Genomic DNA, 20,718 nt, shown 5'->3' with positions numbered 1-20,718 from the left:
TTGGGCGGTTTGCGGGACGGCCGAGGCTCGGATGAACTTCTGCCCCGCCAGGCTGTCTTCTCAGACGAATTTGCGCTCCGCGAGGAAGGCGGCAAGCTGCTTGCCGCCCTCGCCCTCGTCCTTGACGACGGTGCCCGCGGTGCGCGCGGGGCGCTCGGTCGCGCTGTCAACCTTGGTCCAGGCGCCTTCCAGGCCGACCTCGTCCGCCTCGATGTCCAGGTCGTCCAGGTCCAGCGACTCGACCGGCTTCTTCTTGGCGGCCATGATCCCCTTGAAGGAGGGGTAACGGGCCTCGCCGGACTGGTCGGTGACGGAGACGACCGCCGGAAGCTGCGCCTCCAGCTGCTCGGTGGCGGCGTCGCCGTCGCGGCGGCCGGTCACCTTGCCGCCCTCGACCGAGACCTCCGACAGCAGGGTCACCTGCGGGACGCCCAGCCGCTCGGCGAGCATGGCGGGAAGGACGCCCATGGTGCCGTCGGTGGAGGCCATGCCGCAGACCACCAGGTCGTATCCGGTCTTCTCGATCGCCTTGGCGAGCACGTACGAGGTGCCCAGGGCATCGGTGCCGTGCAGGTCGTCGTCCTCGACGTGCACGGCCTTGTCGGCGCCCATGGACAGCGCCTTGCGCAGGGCGTCCTTGGCGTCCTCCGGACCGGCGGTGAGCACCGTGATCTCGGCTTCCCCGACCCCGTCGGACTCCTTGATCTGGAGTGCCTGCTCGACCGCGTACTCGTCCAGCTCGGAGAGCAGGCCGTCCACCGACTCGCGGTCGGTGGTCAGGTCCTCCGCGAAGTGCCGGTCACCGGTGGCGTCGGGCACGTACTTCACACAGACAACGATCCTCAAGCTCACGCCGGCTCTCCTACTGCTTCGACTTACAGGGTCCCGGTCCGGTGGACCGGCGTCCGTCCACAATATTACTCGTCAGTACACCCAGCGTCTTCCCCGTTCTCAAGGCCGTCGGACTGTGACGTTCCCAACGGGGAGAGTGACCGCCCCAACTCCATCACGCAGGGCGGTGCGACGCGAGAGCCATGGGGCGGGATCTGGATCACGCCCGGCCAATCGGAAGATCTGACTCCGCTCAGTCGATGGCGTGCCCGAGCGCGGCGATGACATCCGCGCGGCGGGGCAGGCCCGAGGCCCTGGTCACGACGCGGCCCGCCGCGTCGAGCACCAGCACCGTGGGGGTGGCGGTGATCTCCAGCTCGCGCACCAGGGACAGGTGCTCCTCGGCGTCGATCTCGATGTGTGCCACACCCTCGACCATGGCGCTGACGTCGGAGAGGGTGCGCCGCGTGGCGCGGCACGGCTGGCAGAAGGCGCTGGAGAACTGCACGAGCGTCGCCCGCTCCCCCAGTGCTGCCACCCCGAGCATTCCGGCCCCGACTGCCCGGGGGGCGGTCGTGCGGGGGCCGGATGCCCCGCTCCGGTCTCCGGACTCCTCGGCTCCGGCCCGATCCCGCCTGTCCACGAAAGCCCTCCCTTCCCGCGCGCTCATGGACAAGTGTGCCGCGAGGGTAGCCAGACGCAGGGCTTTGGGGAACGATCTGCTGGAGCCAGAGGTTACGCATGCGTAGGTTCCGGTCTCCTGAACGGCTGGAACTGCCTGGCGGAAAGTCCTCCCAGGTACCGAGACGAAGGGTTCCCCGACGTGGCAGATCTCCTCTACCCGCCGGTGATAGGCGCCGCGCGAGCGTGGTTCAAGGCTCTCGACCTGCGCTTCGACATCCACGGCACCGAACATGTGCCCTCCCGCGGCGGCGCCGTCCTGGTGAGCAACCACATCAGCTACCTGGACTTCATCTTCACCGGGCTCGCCGCGCGGCCCGCCAAGCGCCTGGTCCGGTTCATGGCGAAGGATTCCGTCTTCCGGCACAAGGTCTCCGGGCCGCTGATGCGCGCGATGAAACACATCCCGGTGGACCGCTCACGCGGCGAGGGCGCCTACGCGCACGCGCTCAAGGCACTGCGCTCCGGCGAGATCATCGGAGTGTTCCCGGAGGCGACCATCTCCTGCTCCTTCACCCTCAAGGACTTCAAGTCGGGCGCTGCCCGGCTGGCGCAGGAGGCCCGGGTGCCGCTGGTCCCCATGGCCCTGTGGGGCACACAGCGGCTGTGGACCAAGGGCCACAAGCGGGACTTCGGGCGCAACCATCTGCCGGTCTCCATCCGGGTCGGCGAGCCGATGAACACCGACCAGGACGAGCCCGCCGCCGGGGTCACGGAGCGGCTGCGCGAGCGCGTCCAGGAACTGCTGGAAGCCGCCCAGCGCGCCTACCCGGCCGTCCCCAAGGGCGCGGCGGACTCCTGGTGGCAGCCCGCCCACCTGGGCGGCACGGCCCCGACCCCGGCGCAGGCCAGAGCACTCTGAGCGCAGGAGCCCGCCGGGTGCGGCCGGCTCAGCCGGTCCCCCGGGTCTCGGCCAACAGCCTCAGCAGCGGCCCCGCCTCCAGCAGTCGGGCCGCGTCCTGGGGCGGCAGCGAGCCGAGGCGCTCCAACAGCGCCTCGGCCTCGCCGTAGGCCACCCCGCGCAGCGCCCCGGCTCCTTCCTCCGTGACGGCGACGCGGGTGGCACGGCCGTCTGTCGGGTCGGGTTCCCGGCGCACGAGTCCCAGGGATTCCAGCTCGGCGACGACGGCGGTCGCGGTCGGCTGGGAGCACGGGACCCGTTCGGCGATGACGCCGATGCGGCTGGGCCCCGCCTCCGTCAGCTGGGACAGGACGATGAGCTGGGTGGGCTGGAGCCCGCCGGTCGGGCTCGCCCTGCGCAGTGAGCGCAGTAACCGGTGCAGGGACAGGACCAGTTCGAGCGCCGCTTCCTGCCTGGCCGCCATCGGCCCCCCACCCGCTCGTCCTTGATCAGATCAAGAGAGTGTAAGCGTGGGGCGGTACATGTCGATCCACAGCGCCAGGTCGAGAGCGCGCTCCAGGCCGCGCCGGGACGCCTGGGTGATCTGCGGGGTGTCCACCTTCACCGCACGCTCCAGCCACGGCCTGCTGACGATGCCGAAGACCTCGTGCGAGGGATCGGCCAGCAGTTCCCTGATGTTGTCCTGGAGCGCGGTGTGGTAGGCCGGGTCCTGGGTGGAGGGGTAGGGGCTCTTGACCCGGTCGTAGACGGAGCGGGGCAGGACATCGGCGGTGGCCTCCCGCAGCAGGCTTTTCTCGCGCCCGTCGAAGGACTTCAGCGCCCAGGGCGTGTTGTAGACGTACTCCACGAGCCGGTGGTCGCAAAACGGCACCCGCACCTCAAGGCCGACGGCCATGCTGGCGCGGTCCTTGCGGTCGAGGAGGACGCGGACGAACCGGGTCAGGTGGAGGTTGCAGATCACCCGCATCCGGTACTCGAAGTCGCTCTCCCCCTCCAGCCGCTGGACAGCGGAGACGGCCGTGGCGTAGCTGTCGCGGATGTAGCCGGGCAGGTCCAGGGTGCGGGTCATGGATTCGGAGAGCACACTCCCGTCGTCCCCGAAGTGCTCGGGCAGGCGCACGAGCCAGGGGAAGGTCTCCCCCTTGTGCGCCTCCGGATCGAAGAACTGCTTGTAGCCGCCGAACACCTCGTCCGCCGACTCTCCGGACAAGGCGACCGTGGAGTGCTGCCGGATGGCGCTGAACAGCAGGTACAAGGAGGCGTCCATGTCGCCGAAGCCCACGGGGATGTCGCGGGCCCTGATGACCTTGGAGCGCACCTCGGGATCGGCGAGTTCGCCGGAGCCGAGGACGATGTCCTGGTGCTCGGTGCCGGAGTCCCGGGCGACATCGTGCACGAAGGGCGTATCGGGGGTGGCGCGCAGTTCGTCGGCGACGAAGTTCTCGGTCCGGCCGACGAAATCGACGGCGAAGCTGCGTACGGTCTCCCCGCTCTCGCGCAGCTGCCGTGCGGCCAGCGCCGTCATGGCCGAGGAGTCCAGGCCGCCGGAGAGCAGGGTGCAGCGCGGCACGTCGGAGACGAGCTGGCGGCGCACGATGTCGTCCATCAGCTCCCGCACCCGGGCGATGGACTCCTCCTTGCTGTCGGTGTGCGGCCGGGTCTCCAGCTCCCAGTAGGTGTGGGTGCGCAAGCCGGTCTCATCGACGGTCACGACCGTGCCGGGCTCCACCTCGCGCATGCCCTCCCACACCGCGTGTCCGGGGGTTTTGACGAAGGCGAAGAGCTCGCGCAGTCCGTCGGGGCCGACCTCGCGGCGGGCCAGCGGGTTGGCGAGGATCGCCTTGGGCTCGGAGCCGAACAGCACTCCGTCGGGCGTCGGGGAGTAGTAGAAGGGCTTGATGCCCATACGGTCGCGCACCATGACGAGCTTGCGGGTGCGGCTGTCCCAGATGGCGAACGCGTACATCCCGTTGAGGCGTTCGGCGAGCGCGGGCCCCCACTCCAGGTAGGCGCGCAGCACGACCTCGGTATCGGAGTCGGTGGCGAACCGGTGGCCCCGGCCGCCGAGTTCGCGGCGCAGCTCGGTGTAGTTGTAGGTCTCCCCCGAGTAGACGAGGGCGACGGGGCCTTCGCCGGTTTCGGCGCTCATGGGCTGGGCGCCGCCCGGGAGGTCGATGATCGCCAGCCTGCGGTGTCCCAGCGCGGCCGGGCCCGATATCCAGGTGCCGCTGTCGTCCGGGCCCCGGCAGGACATCGTCTCCGTCATCGCGTCGAGGGCCGCCCGTTCGGCCGCCAGGTTCCTCTCGTAGGAGACCCATCCGGTGATTCCGCACATGTCTTCCTCCGGCTCCGACCTCTGGCACCTCTGCGATGACGCCTTGAGGGGACGGCACTGACGACGCCTGACGGAACGGGCGACCGATCATGACTGTCCGCGATGCAGAGTTGACCAAAGGTCACGTGTATCGACCATCTATGCATTCGCCATCTTTCACGCGGGCAACGTCGTTGAAACAATCCCAGCGCTCCGACAGCCGGAATCAAGCCACTTGCGCGGGCCCCCACGAGGGCCGCCCCGGTGACCGGGGCGATGCCTCGGACCGCCCCCGGCGGCGCCCCTTGCCCGCGCCGTCCCCCTCGGGCAGGATCGCTGTCGGTGACGGCTCCCCCACGGAATACCGCCGGGCGGCGGGCCGGAGAGCCGACGGGGGAAGCGGAACGGGGGCGCCGTGGCGGGCGGAACACAGGACAGCGCACAGCCTGGCGACATGATCGAGGGCCGCTGGCGGCTGGTGAGCGTACTCGGACAAGGCGGCATGGGCCGCGTCTGGAAGGCGCACGACGCGCGGCTGGATACCCACGTGGCCCTCAAGGAACTGTGGCTGCCCTCCGGACTGACACCCCAGGAGCACGAAGAGCGGCTGCGGCGGGCGGAGTTCGAGGCCCTGAGCGCGGCCCGGCTGCGCGACCACCCGCGGATCGTCACGGTGCACGACGTGGTGGTCGCGGACGGGCGGCCGTGGATCGTGATGCAGCTCGTCACGGGCGGCACCCTGCACGAGCGGCTGGCCCGTGGGCCGTTGCCACCGTGGGCCGCCCGGCGACTGGCGGCGGCGCTGCTGGACGCGCTGGAGGCCGCGCACCGGCAGGACATCGTGCATCGCGACGTCAAGCCCGCCAACGTCATGGTGACCGGCGACCGGCGCATTCTCCTCACCGACTTCGGCATCGCGGCGTCCGGCACGGAGCCCGGTGCGGCCGGGGACGCGACAGCAGCCGGCGCCGTCCTCGGCTCGGCCCCCTACCTCGCGCCCGAGCGCGTCCAGGGCCACCGGGCGACCCCGGCCAGCGACCTGTTCGCACTCGGCGCGACACTCTTCGAGGCCGTGGAGGGCGCCTCCCCGTTCGCCCGGGAGACCCCGGCGGCCTCGCTGCACGCCGCCGCCTACGAGGACCCGCCGCCCCCGCGCCGCGCGGGCGCGCTGACACCGCTGATCACAGCCCTGCTCGCGAAGGATCCGAAGGCGCGCCCGACAGTCGCCGCGGCCAGGTCGCTGCTCCCGCCGGAGGCGGTGGTCACCGACAGCGAGGGCCCCGACCTCGACGGTGCCGAAGACGGGACCGGGCGGCGCGAAACCCCCAGCGGCACCCGCCTGTTGACCTCCGTCCACTTCCCCGCCCCGACCGTGGTCACCACAGCGACCGTCGAGATCCGCAACAAGGGCTCGGTAGCCGTCCGCGTGCTGATCGCCGGGCAGGACCGCGGCACGGTCGATGCCGGTGTGACCGGCACCTTCCGCGCCTCCGCTGGCGTACACAGCATCCAGACACGTTCCAGGGGCGAGGCGAGCGACCCGCGGACCTTCCGCCTCAAGCCGGGAGCCACGCTGCGCCTGGTGGCCCGGCGGCTGGGCGGTAAACCGGTCCTGGAGGACGCGCGGGCGGCGAAGAAGCGGAAGGAGAAGGAGCAGCAGGCGCGGGGGAAGCAGCCGGGCGGCAGGCGGCCGGCGCCCGCGCCGAAGTCACCTGCCAAGCCCTCGGGCAGCGCCCCCGCGAAGAAGACCCTTAGCACGCCTGGCGCCGGACCCGCGAAGAAGCCCGCCGATACGCCCGTCGGCGGGAACAGTTCGTCCTCCGAGGGCGGCTGCGCGCTCGTCGTGGTGGGAGCACTGCTCCTGGGGCTGCTGCTCTACACCCAGAACGCGGGATTCTCCAGCGCCCTCAGCCAGTACCTGAACGACCCCGCGGCGAAGGCGGACGTCGGTGACTGTCTGCTCTACGGCTCCTGGGAGAAGGACAACAAGCCCTGGCGCGAGTGGGTCGAGGTCCCCTGCTGGTCGGCGGCGGCCACCCACAAGGTGACAGGCAGGCTCTACGGCCCGGCACGCACCGACACCGGCGCCGGAAGTACAGGCAGCACCGGCACCACCAGCTCCGGCAGCAGCTCGGGCACGAGCAGCGGCACCGGCCTCGACTCCCCCGCGTCACAAGGCTGCGCACTCACCGCCCAGCGCATCGTGCTCTCCTCCGTCACCCTCTGCGCCACACCGGAGGCGGACGGGTAGGGACCTATCGGGCCATCTCCTCGCGCAGCGCGGCCAGGAACTCATCGACGTCCGCTTCCGTGGTGTCGAAGGAGCACATCCAGCGCACCTCACCGGCCGCCTCGTCCCAGAAGTAGAAGCGGTAGCGCTTCTGGAAGCGTTCGCTCACATCGAGCGGGAGCCGGGCGAAGACCGAGTTGGCCTGGACCGGATACAGGATCTCCACCCCGTCGAGGGAGCGGATGCCCTCCGCGAGCCGGCGGGCCATCTCGTTGGAATGCCGTGCGTTGCGCAGCCACAGGTCCCCGGCCAAGAGCGCCTCCAGCTGTACGGCGATGAACCGCATCTTGGAGGCGAGCTGCATCGACAGCTTGCGCAGGTGCTTCATGTGGCGGACGGCGTCGGGATTGAGCACCACGACGGCCTCGCCGAAGAGCATGCCGTTCTTGGTGCCGCCGAGGGAGAGGATGTCCACGCCCGCGGCGTTGGTGAACGCGCGCATCGGGACGTCCAGCGCGGCTGCGGCGTTGGCGATGCGGGCGCCGTCGAGGTGGACCAGCATGCCCCGCTCGTGCGCGTGGTCGCACAGCGCACGTATCTCCTCGACGGTGTAGAGCGTGCCCAGTTCGGTGTTCTGCGCGAGCGAGACGACCTGCGGCATGGCGCGGTGCTCGTCGTCCCAGCCGTATGCCTCGCGGTCGATCAGCTCGGGGGTGAGCTTGCCGTCCTCGGTGGGCACGGTCAGCAGCTTCAGCCCGCCGACGCGCTCGGGCGCTCCGCACTCGTCCACGTGGATGTGTGCGGAGTCGGCGCAGATCACGGCGCCCCAGCGGTCGGTGACGGCCTGGAGGGCCACCACGTTGGCGCCGGTGCCGTTGAAGACGGGGAACGCCTCGGCGCGCCGTCCGAAGTGGCTGCGGATGACGCTCTGGAGGTGCTCGGTGTACTCGTCGGCGCCGTAGGAGGGCTGGTGGCCGCCGTTGGCGAGCGCGAGCGCCGCCAGGATCTCCGGGTGCGCGCCCGCGTAGTTGTCGCTGGCGAAGCCGCGCGCCCCGGGGTCGTGGCGGCGCCGTGCGTCGGTGACCGCGCCGGCCTCCCCGGGCGACGGGGCGGGCGCGGCCGGTACGGACGAGCGGTTCAGGGCTTGGGCGTCAGCCACAGGCGGGTTCCGTTCAGTTCTGCGGTGGGCTTGGTCCAGGTGCCGGCTACGGCCTCCGCCAGGTCCTTGACGTCCGTGAAACCGGCGAACTTCGCGTTCGGCCGGTCGGCCCGCATCTGGTCGTTCACCAGCGCCTTGACCACCAGGATGGCAGCGGCTGCGGGCGGCCCGCTCTCGCCCCCCGCTTTGCGGAAGGCATCGCCCAGCGCGAGCGTCCAGGCTTCGGCCGCCGCCTTGGAGGCGGCGTAGGCGGCGTTGCCCGCCGTGGGCTTGCTGGCCCCGGCCGCGCTCACCAGCAGGAAGCGCCCGTCCCCGGAGCGCTCCAGCGGTCCCTCGAAGGCGAGTGAGGTGTGCTGGAGCGTACGGATGAGGAGGCTGTGCAGCGTGTCCCAGTCCGCGAGATCGGTCTCGGCGAACGTCGCCGAGCCGCGCCAGCCGCCCACCAGGTGCACGAGGCCGTCGATCCGGCCGAACTCCTTCTCGGTCTTGTCCGCCCAGGCCCTGGTCGCCTCCAGGCTGAGCAGATCGACCGTGTCGCCCGTGACCGTGGCCCCGCCGTGGGCGAAGCGCGCGGCATCCACCGCGTCGGCCAGCCGTCCGGCGTCCGCGTCGGAGGCCACGACGACAGCGCCCTCCTCGGCCAGCCGCAGCAGCATGGCGCGCCCCGCGGGCCCCGCCGCGCCGGCGACGGCGACCACGGCTCCCTGGAGCCTGCCCTCGCCGTTTCCCTCGTAGCCACGCCTGGTCGTCGTGTCCGTCATGGTCGCCTCCTCGCGCCCGGCACTGTCATCTCCGCCCACGGCTCCTCCGCTCACGCCGCTGCGGCCTGGACCGGGCTGCTGTGGGCGGTGATCCCCTGAGTCGATGCGATCACACTCCGCAGCTTCTTCGCGAGTGCCTCGTAGAACATGCTGAGCGGAAACTCATCCGGCAGCACCTCGTCCACCAGCTTGCGCGGCGGAAGGGTCAGATCCAGTGCGTCGGGGCCCTTGGCCCAGGTGGAGCCCGGGTGCGGCGCCAGGTAGGTGGAGACCAGTTCGTACGCCTTGAACCAGTGGACCAGCTTGGGCCGGTCGATGCCGGCGCGGTAGAGCGTCTCGATCTCCTCACGCAGGGCGACGGTGACCTGGCGGGCGCGGTCCCAGTCGATGCTGAGGCTGTTGTCGGTCCAGCGCAGCGCGTCATGCTGGTGGAGGTAGGCGAAGAGCAGCTGGCCGCCCAGTCCGTCGTAGTTGCGCTTGCGCTCGCCGGTCACGGGGAAGCGGAAGAGCCGCTCCAGGATCATCGCGTACTGCACGTCGCGGCCCTGTCCGAAGCCGTCGGCCTCCAGCTTCACGCCCTCGTGGAAAGCGGTCAGGTCGCAGCGCAGCTCCTCCAGCCCGTACATCCAGAACGGCTGGCGCTGTTTGATCATGAACGGGTCGAACGGCAGGTCACCATGGCTGTGGGTGCGGTCGTGAACCATGTCCCAGAGCACGAAGGTCTGCTGGCAGCGCTCCTGGTCGGCGAGCATCTCCTGGGCGTCCTGGGGCAGTTCGAGCTTGGTCACCTCGCAGGCCGCCTGGACGACGCGGCGGAAGCGGGCCGCCTCGCGGTCGCAGAAGATGCCGCCCCAGCTGAAGCGCTCGGGCGCCTCGCGCACGGAGATGGTCTCCGGGAAGAGCACGGCGGAGTGCGTGTCGTAGCCCGAGGTGAAGTCCTCGAAGGAGATGCCGCAGAACAGCGGGTTGTCGTAGCGGGTGCGCTCCAGCTCGGCCAGCCAGTCCGGCCACACCATGCGCAGCACGACGGCTTCGAGGTTGCGGTCCGGATTGCCGTTTTGGGTGTACATGGCGAAGACGACCAGGTGCTGGAGGCCGTCGGCCCGCCCCTGCGCCGGATGGAAGGCGAGCAGCGAGTCCAGGAAGTCGGGGACGCCGAACCCGCCGTCGGCCCAGCGGCGCAGGTCGGCCACCAGCGCGCGGTGGTAGGCGGCGTCGTGCGGCAGCAGCGGTGACAGCTCCTCGACGGCGGCGGTCACCCGCTCCAGCTCGGCGCGCACGGCCTCCGGCGTGGGCGCGCCCTCGGCCTCGAAGTCGATGGACCCGTCCTTGGACTGGGCGGGACGGATCGCCTCGACAGCCGCCTTCAACGTGCCCCAGGAAGGGTGCGCGACCACGCTGCCGGACGGTGAAACACCACCCGCAGCGGGCTTTGGCGAAAGAATTTCCGTCATGCTGTCCCCTCCACAAGAGAAACTCGCGTCAATCAACCGTATACGGGAAAGCGTCCTCCACTCAAGGGCAAGTGTCAGGAGATTATGCGGCCTCATCGGGGGTACCGCCGCCATTCTTCCTGCCGATGACGACCTCGACGGCGGTCTTTCCACCCGCTCTCGTCTGGATTCCGCCACGTCAGGAAGCGGTGCCCGGCCCCGGGAGCGCTGGGCCTCCCCGCACGGCGACCCCCCCCAGGCGCACGGCGACCCCCCGGCGCCTCCCGGCAACCCGGATTCCGGCCGCCCGCGAGCTGCCCGGCCGGAGCACGCGGCCCTGGGCAGCCGCGCGGCGTACGCCCGCCGCCTTCGGCGTACGCCGGTGCGAGGTGCCGGCCGGCGGGTGTGAAGTACGGGTCCGGAGGTGTGTCCGCGAAACACCCCGGCGGCGGGCCGTCACCGCCGGACGCGGCGACGGCAGCCGCCGTACTGTGCCGTTAGTCTGGCGGCGCGCTCGGTGTGCGGCCCCTCGGGCGGCACACCGGCGCACTGTCTCTTGGCCGCCGCACGAAAGCGAGAGCGCCCCGTGCCCATGCTCACCGTCGGACACCGTGGGGTGATGGGCGTCGAGCCCGAGAACACCCTGCGCTCCTTCGTCCGCGCCGAACGCGAAGGACTCGACGTCCTGGAGCTGGATCTGCATCTGAGCAAGGACGGGGAACTCGTGGTGATGCACGACGCCGACGTGGCGCGCACGACCGACGGCAGCGGGCTCATCGGCGACTTCACGCTCGCCGAGCTGCGCGAGCTGGACGCGGGCGAGGGCGAACGGGTGCCGGTCTTCGACGAGGTCGTCGATGCGGTGAGCAGCCCACTCCAGGCGGAGATCAAGGACAGGGCAGCAGCCCAGGTGCTGGCCCGGACCATCCAGGAGCGCGGCCTGCACGAGCGGGTGACCGTGATCTCCTTCCACGCCGACGCACTGCGCGAGACTCGCGAACACCTGCCCGGCATCCCGCTCGTGCTGGTCGCGGGCCGCTCCACGCCGACGGCGCCCGAGCGGGCAGCGGAACTGGGCGCGGAGATGATCTCGGTGGAGCTGCGCCACGCGGACGCGGACGTGGTACGGCGGGCCCACGCGCGCGGCATCAAGGTGATCAGCTGGACCGTCAACACGGACGAGGACCTCGCCCGCGCCCGCGAGCTGGAACTGGACGGTGTGGTGACGGACATGCCGACGATCAGCCGGGCCGCCGCCCTCCCGTAAGCCCCCCGGCCCGGCCGGTCCGGCCGGGCGGCACTCAGCTCAGCGGCTTGACCAGCAGTTCGAAGGCGAGGTCGGGCCGCTGCGGGATGCCGAAGCGCTCGTCACCGTAGGGGAACGGGCTGAACTGCCCCGTACGGGTGTAGCCGCGCCGCTCGTACCAGGCGATCAGCTCTTCCCGCTGCCGGATGACCTGCATCTGCATCCGCTCCGATCCCCATTCGGCGCGCACGGTGCGTTCCGCCTCGGCCAGCACCGCGCGGCCGAGGCCGCCGCCCTGGAGGCCGGGGCGGACGGCGAACATGCCGAAGTAGGCGTCAGGACCGCGGTGTTCGAGCTGGCAGCAGGCGACCGTCGCGCCCTCGCGCTCGACGACGAGCATGATGCTCTTGGGGTCCCGGACGACGGCACCCACCCCGTCCGGGTCGGTGCGCTGCCCCTCCAGCAGGTGGGCCTCGGTGGTCCAGCCGGTGCGGCTGGTCTCGCCCCGGTAGGCGGATTCGACCAGCGCGGCGAGCGTCGCGATGTCGGCCTCGGCGGCCCTGCGGAAGGTGAGGGGCGCGTTGCCCCGCTGTGCGGTCTCACTCATGTCTGCGGACCCTATCCGGACGCGGAAACTACAGTGCGGGGGCATGGTGCATGTACTGAGCAGCCGAGTGCTGCTGAGGCCCGCCGACCCCGACAGGTCGCGGGCCTTCTACGGCGAGAAGCTGGGTCTGGAGATCTTCCGGGAGTTCGGGACAGGACCCGAGCGCGGGACCGTCTATTTCCTGGGGGGCGGTTTCCTGGAGGTCTCGGGCCGCTCCGGCGAGCAGCCCACCCCGACTCTCCAGCTCTGGATGCAGGTCGCGGACGCGGCAGCGGCCCACGCGGAGCTGACGGCGGCGGGCGTCGAGGTGCTGCGGGAGCCCGTCAAGGAGCCGTGGGGCCTGATCGAGATGTGGATCGCGGACCCGGACGGGCACCGGATCGTGCTGGTGCAGATCCCCTCGGACCATCCGCTGCGCTCCCGGCCGGGCATCTGAGCGCTCCCTGGTCCGGCGTGTGACCGCTCCCCTGCTCCCCCGTTGCGCCTGTGCGCTCCCGTATGCCGGGCGGGGGCGGGCAGCCTCCCGCACACGCGAGCAGGAGGTGGGCGATGCACGGCCCTGCCATGACCAGCTGGCTGCTGGTGGCGCTCTGCGCGGTCACGGGCGCCTCCTGCGTACTGCGCGCGCGGACGGCGGCGGGGCGGCAGCCGCGCGCGGAGGCGGTGAGCGAGGCGCTGATGGGCTTCGGCATGGCGCTCATGGCCGTCCCCGCGCTGTGGAGCACGGGGGTCCTGCCCCCCACGCCGCTCGCCTGGCTCTTCGCCGCGGGCTTCGGCGCACTCGCGGCCCGTGAACTGGGGCTGCCCGGCCTACGGCGCAGCCGGGCGCCCAGCGGGCGGGGCCGCAAGGAGCGGCGGCACGGCGAGCGGGGCGGGGTCCGGTGGAGCCGGGAGGGAGCGGGCCCGGCCCATCTGCACCACGTGGTGGGCGCCTTGGCGATGGTCTACATGGCGCTCGCGATGGCGGCCGGCGCACCGGCGAGCGCACCCCATGGCCCGGAGCACCACACCGGCACGAGCGGCGTGCCCCTGCTGACGGGCGCGCTGCTGGCGTACTTCGCGGTCCATGTGCTGTGGGACGGGGCCCGGATGATGCCCTCCGGCGTGGTGGCGGGCGCGCCGGAGACCGGAGTCGGCGCGGTCGCGGCGGCGGGCGCGGGGCCCGGTGCCGGGTCAAGAGGGGCCTGCCCAGGGGGTGTTGCCCACTGGGGCGGGGTGGCCAATGGGTGCCGGGTGGCGATGGGTGTGGGCATGTTCGCGATGCTGCTGACGCTGTGAGCGGGCCGCGCGCCGATCCGCTGCGGCGACAGGGGCCACCCGGCGCGTGAGGCACGTCACTTCTGCTCGACAGGATGTATCACCCCGCCGAGCTGGCCTTCTAGTCTGTGGCCATGATGGTCCCGCTCGCGCTGATGGCGCTCGCCCTGCTCGCCGCGGGCCTCGCGCCCCGCGTTCTGACCCGCAGTTCGTGGCCGGATCGCGAGCCGGTGCTCGCGCTGTGGGTGTGGCAGTGCGTGGTGGGGGCCGTCCTGCTGTGCTGTCTGCTGGCGATGGCGCTCTCCGGTGCCGCCGCGTTCGCGGTCGTGCGCAGCCATGTGTTCGCGGGCGCCCCCCACGGCGTCGTCGAGGCGTACACCTCCGGCGCCTACGCCCCCTGGGCCGGGGCCCTGTCGCTCCTGCTGGCGTGCGGGGGCGCGTGGACCGGCGCGATGCTGCTGCGGGAGATCAGGGACGCGCGCGCCCGACGCCGCAGGCGCCGCACCGACCTTCGTGAGCGCGCGCCCCGACTGCCGGGCGAGGAGGCCCAGTCGGGCGGCCCGCTGGTGGTGTTGGAAGGCGAGAAGCCGGATGCCTGGTGGCTGCCGGGAACGGCGCCGCAGCTCGTCATCACCACGGCGGCGCTGCGCCGCCTCAAGGGCCGGCAGCTCGACGCGGTGCTGGAGCACGAGCAGGGCCACGCGCGGGCCCGGCACGACTGGCTGCTGCACTGCTCCTCGGCGCTGGCCACCGGCTTCTCCCGTGTGCCGGTCTTCGCGGGCTTCCGCGATCAGGTGCACCGTCTGGTCGAGCTGGCCGCCGACGACGCCGCGTCCCGCCGCTACGGCCGGCTGACGATCGCCCTCGCCCTGGTCGGGCTCAACGAGGACCGGGGCGTGTTCGGTCCCTGCCCCGCGCCCCTGGCGCTGGTACCCCAACGCGTGCACCGGCTGCTCGCACCCCCCTCGAGGCTCCCGGTCGGCCGCAGGCTGCGTATGACCGCCGTGGCTTCCCTGGTTCCGGTCGTTCCGCTGCTGGTGGCCTTCGCCCCCGGGCTGTCGGCGCTCCACTAGGCACTGGCGTACCGGGTCATGACCGACGAGCGAGAGGCTCGGGCAGGCGAATGAGCGTCGCCACGTAAACCCGCCGAAGGTCCTGCGAGGACGCTGCCGACGGGGCGGCCGTCCGCATGGCCGGAAGCGGGGTGCGGGGTCCGGGTGGCCGAAGTGCGCACGGGGCTTGTGCCGGGACGGGGCGGGCGGGTGATGATCGAGTACATGTACCGTCCGACCCCGCCCCCGGCAGGAGCGTGGCACCTGCGGACCGCCGTCGCGCTCGGCGTTCTCGCGGTCCTCGTCATGGCACTCGTCATCGCCGAGTGGCATCCGTTGCACGCTCTCGACGCCGATGTCGCGACCGGACTGCACTCCTCCGCGCTCGCCCACCCGGGCATGACCCGGACGGCCAGGGTCTTCACCGACTGGGTGTGGGACCCGTGGACCTTCCGGCTGCTGCTCGCGGTGGTGGCCGTGGGGCTGTGGTGGCGCAGGGAGCGGCTGCTCGCGCTGTGGCTCGCAGGCACGGCGCTGGTCGGCTCGGCGCTCCAGCAGGCGCTGAAGGCCGCGATCGGCCGGGAGCGCCCCCGCTGGCGGGAGCCGGTGGACTCGGCGCACTACGCCGCGATGCCGTCCGGGCACGCGCTGACGGCCGCGCTGGTGTGTGTGCTGCTGCTGTGGCTCCTGCGTACCAGAAGCACTCCGCCGGCGGGGCTCTGGTGGTCGGCGGTGGCGCTGGCCGGCGTGTCCGTCGCCGGTGTGGCCTTCACCCGTCTGTGGCTCGGCGTGCACTGGCTGACGGACACCGTGGTGGGGGTGGCGCTGGGCGCGGCGATCGGCCTGGCTGCGACAGCGGGATGGACGTCGCTGCGGCCGGATGCGCGACAGGCGGCGCACCCGGAGCCGCAGGACCGGGGCTGACGGGCCGCAACACGGCGCCGGGCCCCGTAGGGGTCAGTTCTTGCGTGCCACGGCACCCACGTTGTCCACCTCGTCCGGATCTCCGAAGGGCAGCGCCTCGGGCCGCCAGCGCGAAACGGAGACGAGTCCGGGCTCCAGGACCTCCAGGCCGTCGAAGAAGCGGGCGATCTGCTCCTTCGTGCGGTTGACCCGGGGGTTGTCACTGGTGTGGTTCCACTGCCGCACCATCTCGCGCACGGCCTGCGGATTGACGATCTCGGCGGAGTCGCTGAAGACGAGATAACTGCCGGCGGGCAGCGCGTCCACCAGCCTCCTCACCACGTCGTAGGCGCTGTCGTCAGTGAGATGAGCGGCGACTCCGAGCAGCATCAGGGCGACGGGCTCGCGGAAGTCAAGGGTCCGCTCCGCGCCCCTCAAGATCGCGTCGGGGTCCCGCAGGTCCGCGTCGATGTAGTGGGTGATGCCCTCGGGGGCGCTGGTCAGCAGGGCGCGGGCGTGGGTGAGCACGAGAGGGTCGTGGTCCACGTAGACGATCCGGGACTCCGGTGCGACGCGCTGGGCGACCTCGTGGGTGTTGTCCACCGTGGGCAGCCCCGTTCCCACATCGAGGAACTGCCGCACGCCCAGTTCTCCGGCGAGGAGGCGCACGGCGCGGCAGAGGAACGCACGCTGGGCGCGGGCCGTCTTGACGATGCCGGGGTTCTGGCCGGCGATCCCGTCGCCGACCTGACGGTCCACCTCGTAATGATCCTTGCCGCCGAGCCAGTAGTTCCAGATCCGCGCCGAGTGCGGCACGGTCTCGTCGATCTCCCGGGTGTTCGGTTCCGGACTGTCCGTCATGGGTCTTTCCGACCTCCGCATGCCTGCCGCCTGTCGTCTGCCGCCGCCTGCCGTCGCGCACAACGTAGTGCCGGGCGGGCTGCGATACTCCCGATCATGACGACATTACAGAGCGGCGCCCGGAAGGCGTCAGCGGTCATGTTCGACTTCTCCGGGACGCTGATGCGGGTGGAGCCGGTGGCGGACTGGCTGATGGGGGTGCTGACGAGCGAGGGGGTCGAGATGTCCCCCGAACGGTTCGGGCGCTGCGCTCAGTTGCTGGAGGAGGCCGGGGCGCTGCCGGGCGGCCCGAACCCCCGAGAGATCCCGGAGGGGCTGCGCGAGTCGTGGGAGACGCGCGATCTCGGAGCCCGGCAGCACCGGGCCGCCTACACCTCGCTGGCCCGACAAGTACCCCTGCCCGAGCCCCAGTTGTACGATGCGCTGTACGACCGCCACATGTCGCCGGATGCCTGGCAGCCCTACCCGGATACGGCCGAGGTACTCAAGTCCCTGCACACGCACGGGGTTCCGGTGGCCGTGGTGAGCAACATCGGCTGGGACCTGCGGCCCGTCCTGCGGGCACACGGACTGGATCCGTACATCAGCGCACATGTGCTCTCCTGCGAACAGGGCTTCCAGAAGCCGGACCCGCGGCTGTTCCGCATCGCGTGCGAGGCGCTGGCAAGCGCCCCGGAGGACACGCTGATGGTGGGGGACGACGAGAGTACGGACACGGGCGCGGCACGGATCGGCTGCGCGGTGCGGATGGTGCGTCATCTGCCCGTCGATGAGCGCCCCGCCGGGCTCCGGTCGGCACTGGAGGGCGCCTGGCGATCCCGGGACGGGGCGCGGGAGGCCGCCGGCGACGTGATGACAGCGGGGCGGGGTGAGGCGGCGCCGGAGCCGGAGGGGGCCGGTTGAGGTGGGCCCTGGTGCCTTCGGGCTCTTCCCTGGCGTGCCCGCGGGGGGCGCCCGGAAGCCGATACCGGGACGATCCCCCGCGTCGCCCCGATATCGGCCGCTGCGCCGGGCACCTGAACCGTGGCGCGGAGGCGGATGCCCGAAGTCGTGCTGAGTATATTGGCTGCCGGCCAGTCAACGCAGGAGTTACAGCATGTCCCCCCGGAGCCCATCGGTCAATGAAGAGTTGCGCCGACGGTCGCGCGAACGTCTGCTCCACGCGACCGTCGAGCTGGTCGCCGAACGCGGCTACGAGGCGACGACCTTGGGCGACATCGCGGACAGAGCGGGGTCGGCGCGCGGGCTGATCTCCTACTACTTCCCGGGCAAGCGCCAGCTCTTCCAGTCCGCCGTGCACCGTCTGATGCACCTGACCCTGGCCGAAGCCCTGGAGCGCCCTCCACGCCCCGAAGGGAACGGCTCGGGGCGGGAGTTGCTGGCCCGCGCGATCGACGCGGTGCTGGGCCTGGCGCGCGACGAGCCGGTTCTCATGCGGGCGCACATGGCCGGGCTGCTCCAGCAGGAGGGCTTCGTACAGTGCGACGAGCAGCAGCGCCTGGCGTCCTTGCTGCACGCCACGGTGACCCGCTTCGGCTCTCCCGATCCGGACACCGACTATCCGCTGCTGCGCGCCAATTTGATGGGCGCGGTGGTCGCGGCGCTGCTTCCCGGCGCGCAGATGCCGCTGGAGCGGCTGCGCGGCGAGTTGTTCGCCCGCTACGGCCTCGACTGGGGGCAGGGCCGTCCGCCGCCCGGAGCAGCCTGGGATGACGCGGCCGGCGCGGCCGGCCCACGCTGACATCGCGCTTCATCCGGTGGCACCGTTCCGCCAGGGGAGAACGCGCTTCATCCGGTGGGCCGTTCCGCGCCGGGGGGAATCGTGCTTCGCCCCAGGAAGGGGCCTCAGCCGGGGCCGGTCTCGCGCCTCCGGGAGAGGCGGCCGTGCGGCCAGGGCCGGAGTCCTGAGCCGCACGGCGCGCGTCATCAGCGGTAGTCGGGCTGCGTCTGGACGTTGAGTTCGCTCATCCGGACGCCCTTGGCACTGTCGGTGCGCCGGTCGTCGATGCGCAGGACGTCGAAGCCCTTGGTCATGTCGTTCGAGTAGATGTGCCCGTTGTAGTAGTAGGCGGACCAGGAGCCGCCGCCCACCAGGGAGGTCTCGGATATCGGGCCGCGCTCGAAGTATCCGATCTCACGGGGCTCGGCAGAGTCGGTGAAGTCCCATACGGAAACGCCGCCCTGGTACCACGCCTGCACCATGATGTCGCGGCCCTTGGCGGGTATCAGGGAGCCGTTGTGGGCGACGCAGTTCTCCGTCTCGGCCTGGTGGCGCGGGATCTTGAAGTAGCTCTTGAAGACCAGCTTGCGCTTGTCCCCCTCGCCCTTGAGGTCGTAGATGCCGTCGGCGCCCTTCTCGTCTCCGGTCTCGGCGTTGCAGGTGGGCGCCCCGCCGCCGCCGAGTTCATCGGTGAAGATGACCTTCTCGCCGGTCTTGTTGAAGGTCGCCGAGTGCCAGAAGGCGAAGTTCTCGGTGTCCTCGACGCGGTCGAGCACCCGCGGCTTCTCCGGGTTCTTGATGTCCATCAGGATGCCGTCGCCCATGCACGCGCCCGCGGCCAGCTTCAGCTTCGGGTAGGACGTGATGTCGTGGCATCCGGTGGTCTCGCTGGCGCGGGGCTTGTCCGGGTCACCGGGGAATCCGCCGTCGGGGAAGAGCACGGGGAAGTCGATGACCTTGGCCTTCTTCGGCTGCTTACGCGGCACCTTGACGATGGAGATGCCGTCGTGCGGAGGCTGGCAGTCGGGGAAGGAGGCGTCGGGCGAGTAGGAGGACACGTAGATGTACACGTTCTTGCGGTCCGGCACCAGCGTATGCGTGTGCGAGCCGCAGGAAGTCTCCACGGCGGAGACGTACTTGGGGCTCTTCTTGTCGCTGATGTCGAAGATCTTCATGCCCTCCCAGGAGCTCTTCTCCGTGGCCGGGGCCGTCTGGCTCTCACAGGAGTTGTCACTGCGCGAGGAGTCGGTGGACAGGAAGAGCAGGTTCCCCGAGACGGAGACGTCGTTCTGGGAGCCCGGGCACAGGACCTGGCTGACCACCTTGGGGGACTTGGGCCTGCTGATGTCATAGACGGTGAACCCGTCGTAGTTGCCGGCGAACGCGTACTCGCCCTGGAAGGCCAGGTCCGAATTGGTGCCCTGGAGCGCGCCCTTGGGCAGGTTCGCCAGATGGGACATGTTGTCGCTGTGCACGATCTCGTCCTGGCCCGGGATGTCGCCCTGACGGATCGCCTCCTCGGTCTGGGCCCGGTCCCGCTCGGAGACCTTCTTCGGTGCGCGCGGCGAGTCCCCGGGATCGGGCGTCGCCGCGGCGGGGCCCGCGGTGAACAGCGCGGCCAGCATGCCGAGCACCACCACGGCCACGGCGCCCGGCCGTCTGCGCCGGGTGGGTCTGTGGGTCGAGGTCACTGCTTCCTCCCTTGGATCCGCCCGTCTCCGTTCGTGGTGGGACGGCAGCGGATTCCGGCAGTATGGCGCGCGCCATGTACATCTCAACAGAGGGAATCCAGGCGGTCATCGAACATCTGATCCCCCGGGCCTCTTTACGCCTTGCCTTCCACCCCCCACTCTCGGAACAGCGCCACCGCGACTCCCGCCCCATCCGCACCCCGGAGGACCGTGTGACCGACCGTCACAGAGCCCGCAGCCGCCGCGCCCGGAGCGCGCGCGGCGCCGTCATGCTCACCCTGACGCTGGCCGCGCTGCCGGCGCTGGCCGCGTGCACCAGCGAGGCGGACAGCGAGAAGGCATCGGAGCACCCACCTGTCGTCGCGCCCGGGAAGCCCGGCGAACAGGCGGAGACCCTCTCTCCCGAGAAGGCCCGGGAGAAGTCGGGCGGCGACAGGAGGCCGAACGCGGCCGACTTCGCCTACGCGACGATGATGATCGAGCACCACCGGCAGGCCGTGGTGATGACGGACCTCGCCCCCGAACGCGCCGCCAGCGGCGCGGTGCGCAAACTCGCCTCCCGCATCGGAGCCGGCCAGGGGCCCGAGATCAAGGCCATGAACGGCTGGCTCGAACAAAACCGCAAGGCCAAGGACAGCCCTTCCAGCGGCGGCGGTCACGAGGAACACACGCAACGCGGCGAAAGCGCCGGTCATGGCGGCCATGGCGGTCACGGCACCGGCGGCAAGGACGGGAGCGGGGACAAGAAGGAGGGCGGGGGCAAGGGCGCAGGCGCGGGCCACGAGGGCCACGCGGGCACGATGCCGGGAATGGCCACCCCGGCGCAGCTCAAACAGCTGCGCGCGGCCGACGGGAAGGCGTTCGACCAGCTCTTCCTCACCCTGATGACCACCCACCACCGGGGCGCCATCACCATGGCGACCCAGCTCATGGAGAACGGCAACGACGTACGCATAGAGGAGATGGCGACCGACGTCATGGCCCAACAGCGCGCCGAGATCACCCGGATGAGCAAGCTGCGCTGAGGCACGCCCCCTGTTCCCGGTCTCCGTATGTCCCTGACGCGGCCCCTCCGCACCTCCGTATGCCCGGCCCGGACGCCGGGGTGCC

At 71.3% G+C, this 20,718-nt stretch carries 20 protein-coding genes; 10 read left to right on the top strand and 10 right to left on the bottom strand.

Features of this window, described 5'->3' with window-relative positions; genetic code table 11:
* Nucleotides 1-60 precede the first annotated feature (60 nt).
* Nucleotides 61-852, bottom strand: a complete 792-nt coding sequence (locus ABD339_RS17085) for an electron transfer flavoprotein subunit beta/FixA family protein (protein ID WP_344566918.1) — start codon at nt 850-852, stop codon at nt 61-63.
* Between the two features lie 232 nt (nt 853-1,084).
* The gene (locus ABD339_RS17080; protein WP_344567057.1) at nt 1,085-1,378 is read right to left on the bottom strand and encodes a TlpA family protein disulfide reductase; all 294 of its coding nucleotides are present in this window, start codon (nt 1,376-1,378) and stop codon (nt 1,085-1,087) included.
* A 276-nt stretch (nt 1,379-1,654) separates the two neighbouring features.
* On the opposite strand from ABD339_RS17080, the gene ABD339_RS17075 reads away from it, so the two are divergent.
* Nucleotides 1,655-2,374, top strand: a complete 720-nt coding sequence (locus ABD339_RS17075; protein ID WP_344566916.1) for a lysophospholipid acyltransferase family protein — start codon at nt 1,655-1,657, stop codon at nt 2,372-2,374.
* Between the two features lie 28 nt (nt 2,375-2,402).
* Here the strand turns inward: ABD339_RS17075 and ABD339_RS17070 are convergent, their stop codons facing one another.
* Together ABD339_RS17070 and asnB are read right to left on the bottom strand one after the other, a co-directional pair.
* Nucleotides 2,403-2,837 (bottom strand): MarR family winged helix-turn-helix transcriptional regulator, encoded by a 435-nt coding sequence (locus ABD339_RS17070; RefSeq protein ID WP_344566914.1) that lies wholly within the window; start codon nt 2,835-2,837, stop codon nt 2,403-2,405.
* 30 nt (nt 2,838-2,867) lie between these two features.
* The gene (gene asnB / locus ABD339_RS17065) at nt 2,868-4,709 is read right to left on the bottom strand and encodes an asparagine synthase (glutamine-hydrolyzing) (protein ID WP_344566912.1); all 1,842 of its coding nucleotides are present in this window, start codon (nt 4,707-4,709) and stop codon (nt 2,868-2,870) included.
* A gap of 433 nt (nt 4,710-5,142) precedes the next feature.
* Between asnB and ABD339_RS17060 the strand changes: the two genes are divergently transcribed.
* Nucleotides 5,143-6,939 carry a protein kinase domain-containing protein gene (locus tag ABD339_RS17060; protein WP_344566910.1) on the top strand — a complete coding sequence of 599 codons (1,797 nt, stop codon included), beginning with the start codon at nt 5,143-5,145 and terminating at the stop codon, nt 6,937-6,939.
* A gap of 4 nt (nt 6,940-6,943) precedes the next feature.
* Here the strand turns inward: ABD339_RS17060 and ABD339_RS17055 are convergent, their stop codons facing one another.
* Genes ABD339_RS17055 through ABD339_RS17045 form a run of 3 tightly spaced genes read right to left on the bottom strand, consistent with a single transcriptional unit; the run spans nt 6,944 to nt 10,292 of the window.
* Entirely contained in the window at nt 6,944-8,059 is a 1,116-nt protein-coding gene (locus tag ABD339_RS17055; protein WP_344567056.1) for a threonine aldolase family protein, read from the bottom strand.
* Nucleotides 8,056-8,838, bottom strand: coding sequence for an SDR family NAD(P)-dependent oxidoreductase (locus ABD339_RS17050; protein WP_344566908.1), 783 nt, complete (start codon nt 8,836-8,838; stop codon nt 8,056-8,058). The genes ABD339_RS17055 and ABD339_RS17050 overlap by 4 nt, the downstream gene beginning before the upstream one ends.
* A gap of 50 nt (nt 8,839-8,888) precedes the next feature.
* A complete protein-coding gene (locus tag ABD339_RS17045; protein ID WP_344566906.1) occupies nt 8,889-10,292 on the bottom strand; it encodes a DUF6421 family protein in 1,404 nt (467 codons plus the stop codon).
* Between the two features lie 565 nt (nt 10,293-10,857).
* On the opposite strand from ABD339_RS17045, the gene ABD339_RS17040 reads away from it, so the two are divergent.
* Nucleotides 10,858-11,538 (top strand): glycerophosphodiester phosphodiesterase, encoded by a 681-nt coding sequence (locus tag ABD339_RS17040; protein ID WP_344566905.1) that lies wholly within the window; start codon nt 10,858-10,860, stop codon nt 11,536-11,538.
* Nucleotides 11,539-11,572: 34 nt separating this feature from the next.
* Here ABD339_RS17040 and ABD339_RS17035 read toward each other — a convergent pair whose 3' ends face one another.
* Nucleotides 11,573-12,124, bottom strand: coding sequence for a GNAT family N-acetyltransferase (locus tag ABD339_RS17035; protein ID WP_344566904.1), 552 nt, complete (start codon nt 12,122-12,124; stop codon nt 11,573-11,575).
* A 43-nt stretch (nt 12,125-12,167) separates the two neighbouring features.
* On the opposite strand from ABD339_RS17035, the gene ABD339_RS17030 reads away from it, so the two are divergent.
* The 4 genes from ABD339_RS17030 to ABD339_RS17015 all read left to right on the top strand — a co-directional run bounded on the left by ABD339_RS17030 (nt 12,168) and on the right by ABD339_RS17015 (nt 15,357).
* Nucleotides 12,168-12,560 carry a VOC family protein gene (locus ABD339_RS17030; RefSeq protein WP_344566903.1) on the top strand — a complete coding sequence of 131 codons (393 nt, stop codon included), beginning with the start codon at nt 12,168-12,170 and terminating at the stop codon, nt 12,558-12,560.
* 113 nt (nt 12,561-12,673) lie between these two features.
* Entirely contained in the window at nt 12,674-13,402 is a 729-nt protein-coding gene (locus ABD339_RS17025) for a DUF5134 domain-containing protein (protein WP_344566902.1), read from the top strand.
* Nucleotides 13,403-13,515: 113 nt separating this feature from the next.
* A complete protein-coding gene (locus tag ABD339_RS17020; RefSeq protein WP_344566901.1) occupies nt 13,516-14,454 on the top strand; it encodes a M56 family metallopeptidase in 939 nt (312 codons plus the stop codon).
* A 204-nt stretch (nt 14,455-14,658) separates the two neighbouring features.
* Entirely contained in the window at nt 14,659-15,357 is a 699-nt protein-coding gene (locus tag ABD339_RS17015; protein WP_344566899.1) for a phosphatase PAP2 family protein, read from the top strand.
* A gap of 33 nt (nt 15,358-15,390) precedes the next feature.
* Here ABD339_RS17015 and ABD339_RS17010 read toward each other — a convergent pair whose 3' ends face one another.
* Nucleotides 15,391-16,197, bottom strand: a complete 807-nt coding sequence (locus ABD339_RS17010; RefSeq protein ID WP_344566898.1) for an SAM-dependent methyltransferase — start codon at nt 16,195-16,197, stop codon at nt 15,391-15,393.
* 96 nt (nt 16,198-16,293) lie between these two features.
* Between ABD339_RS17010 and ABD339_RS17005 the strand changes: the two genes are divergently transcribed.
* A complete protein-coding gene (locus ABD339_RS17005) occupies nt 16,294-17,100 on the top strand; it encodes an HAD family hydrolase (RefSeq protein ID WP_344566896.1) in 807 nt (268 codons plus the stop codon).
* A 193-nt stretch (nt 17,101-17,293) separates the two neighbouring features.
* On the top strand, nt 17,294-17,938 hold the full coding sequence (locus ABD339_RS17000; protein WP_344566894.1) for a TetR/AcrR family transcriptional regulator: 645 nt from the start codon (nt 17,294-17,296) through the stop codon (nt 17,936-17,938).
* Nucleotides 17,939-18,123: 185 nt separating this feature from the next.
* On the opposite strand, the gene ABD339_RS16995 is transcribed toward ABD339_RS17000, so the two are convergent.
* Nucleotides 18,124-19,542, bottom strand: a complete 1,419-nt coding sequence (locus tag ABD339_RS16995; protein WP_344567054.1) for an LVIVD repeat-containing protein — start codon at nt 19,540-19,542, stop codon at nt 18,124-18,126.
* 335 nt (nt 19,543-19,877) lie between these two features.
* Here ABD339_RS16995 and ABD339_RS16990 point away from each other — a divergent pair, with 335 nt between their 5' ends.
* On the top strand, nt 19,878-20,633 hold the full coding sequence (locus tag ABD339_RS16990) for a DUF305 domain-containing protein (RefSeq protein ID WP_344567052.1): 756 nt from the start codon (nt 19,878-19,880) through the stop codon (nt 20,631-20,633).
* Nucleotides 20,634-20,718 lie beyond the last annotated feature (85 nt).

Origin of the sequence: Streptomyces axinellae (assembly GCF_039532135.1) — a bacterium.
Lineage (GTDB): Bacteria > Actinomycetota > Actinomycetes > Streptomycetales > Streptomycetaceae > Streptomyces > Streptomyces axinellae.
The sequence above is the reverse complement of the archived record's forward strand: the minus strand, read 5'-3'. Positions and strand labels throughout refer to the sequence as shown.

Coding starts and splice junctions, on each gene's coding strand:
- ABD339_RS17080 (WP_344567057.1), bottom strand. CDS start 1,378: ATGCTCGGGGTGGCAGCACTGGGGGAGCGGGCGACGCTCGTGCAGTTC.
- ABD339_RS17070 (WP_344566914.1), bottom strand. CDS start 2,837: ATGGCGGCCAGGCAGGAAGCGGCGCTCGAACTGGTCCTGTCCCTGCAC.
- asnB (WP_344566912.1), bottom strand. CDS start 4,709: ATGTGCGGAATCACCGGATGGGTCTCCTACGAGAGGAACCTGGCGGCC.
- ABD339_RS17060 (WP_344566910.1), top strand. CDS start 5,143: ATGATCGAGGGCCGCTGGCGGCTGGTGAGCGTACTCGGACAAGGCGGC.
- ABD339_RS17050 (WP_344566908.1), bottom strand. CDS start 8,838: ATGACGGACACGACGACCAGGCGTGGCTACGAGGGAAACGGCGAGGGC.
- ABD339_RS17045 (WP_344566906.1), bottom strand. CDS start 10,292: ATGACGGAAATTCTTTCGCCAAAGCCCGCTGCGGGTGGTGTTTCACCG.
- ABD339_RS17035 (WP_344566904.1), bottom strand. CDS start 12,124: ATGAGTGAGACCGCACAGCGGGGCAACGCGCCCCTCACCTTCCGCAGG.
- ABD339_RS17030 (WP_344566903.1), top strand. CDS start 12,168: ATGGTGCATGTACTGAGCAGCCGAGTGCTGCTGAGGCCCGCCGACCCC.
- ABD339_RS17025 (WP_344566902.1), top strand. CDS start 12,674: ATGCACGGCCCTGCCATGACCAGCTGGCTGCTGGTGGCGCTCTGCGCG.
- ABD339_RS17020 (WP_344566901.1), top strand. CDS start 13,516: ATGATGGTCCCGCTCGCGCTGATGGCGCTCGCCCTGCTCGCCGCGGGC.
- ABD339_RS17015 (WP_344566899.1), top strand. CDS start 14,659: ATGTACCGTCCGACCCCGCCCCCGGCAGGAGCGTGGCACCTGCGGACC.
- ABD339_RS17010 (WP_344566898.1), bottom strand. CDS start 16,197: ATGACGGACAGTCCGGAACCGAACACCCGGGAGATCGACGAGACCGTG.
- ABD339_RS17005 (WP_344566896.1), top strand. CDS start 16,294: ATGACGACATTACAGAGCGGCGCCCGGAAGGCGTCAGCGGTCATGTTC.
- ABD339_RS17000 (WP_344566894.1), top strand. CDS start 17,294: ATGTCCCCCCGGAGCCCATCGGTCAATGAAGAGTTGCGCCGACGGTCG.
- ABD339_RS16995 (WP_344567054.1), bottom strand. CDS start 19,542: ATGCTGGCCGCGCTGTTCACCGCGGGCCCCGCCGCGGCGACGCCCGAT.
- ABD339_RS16990 (WP_344567052.1), top strand. CDS start 19,878: ATGCTCACCCTGACGCTGGCCGCGCTGCCGGCGCTGGCCGCGTGCACC.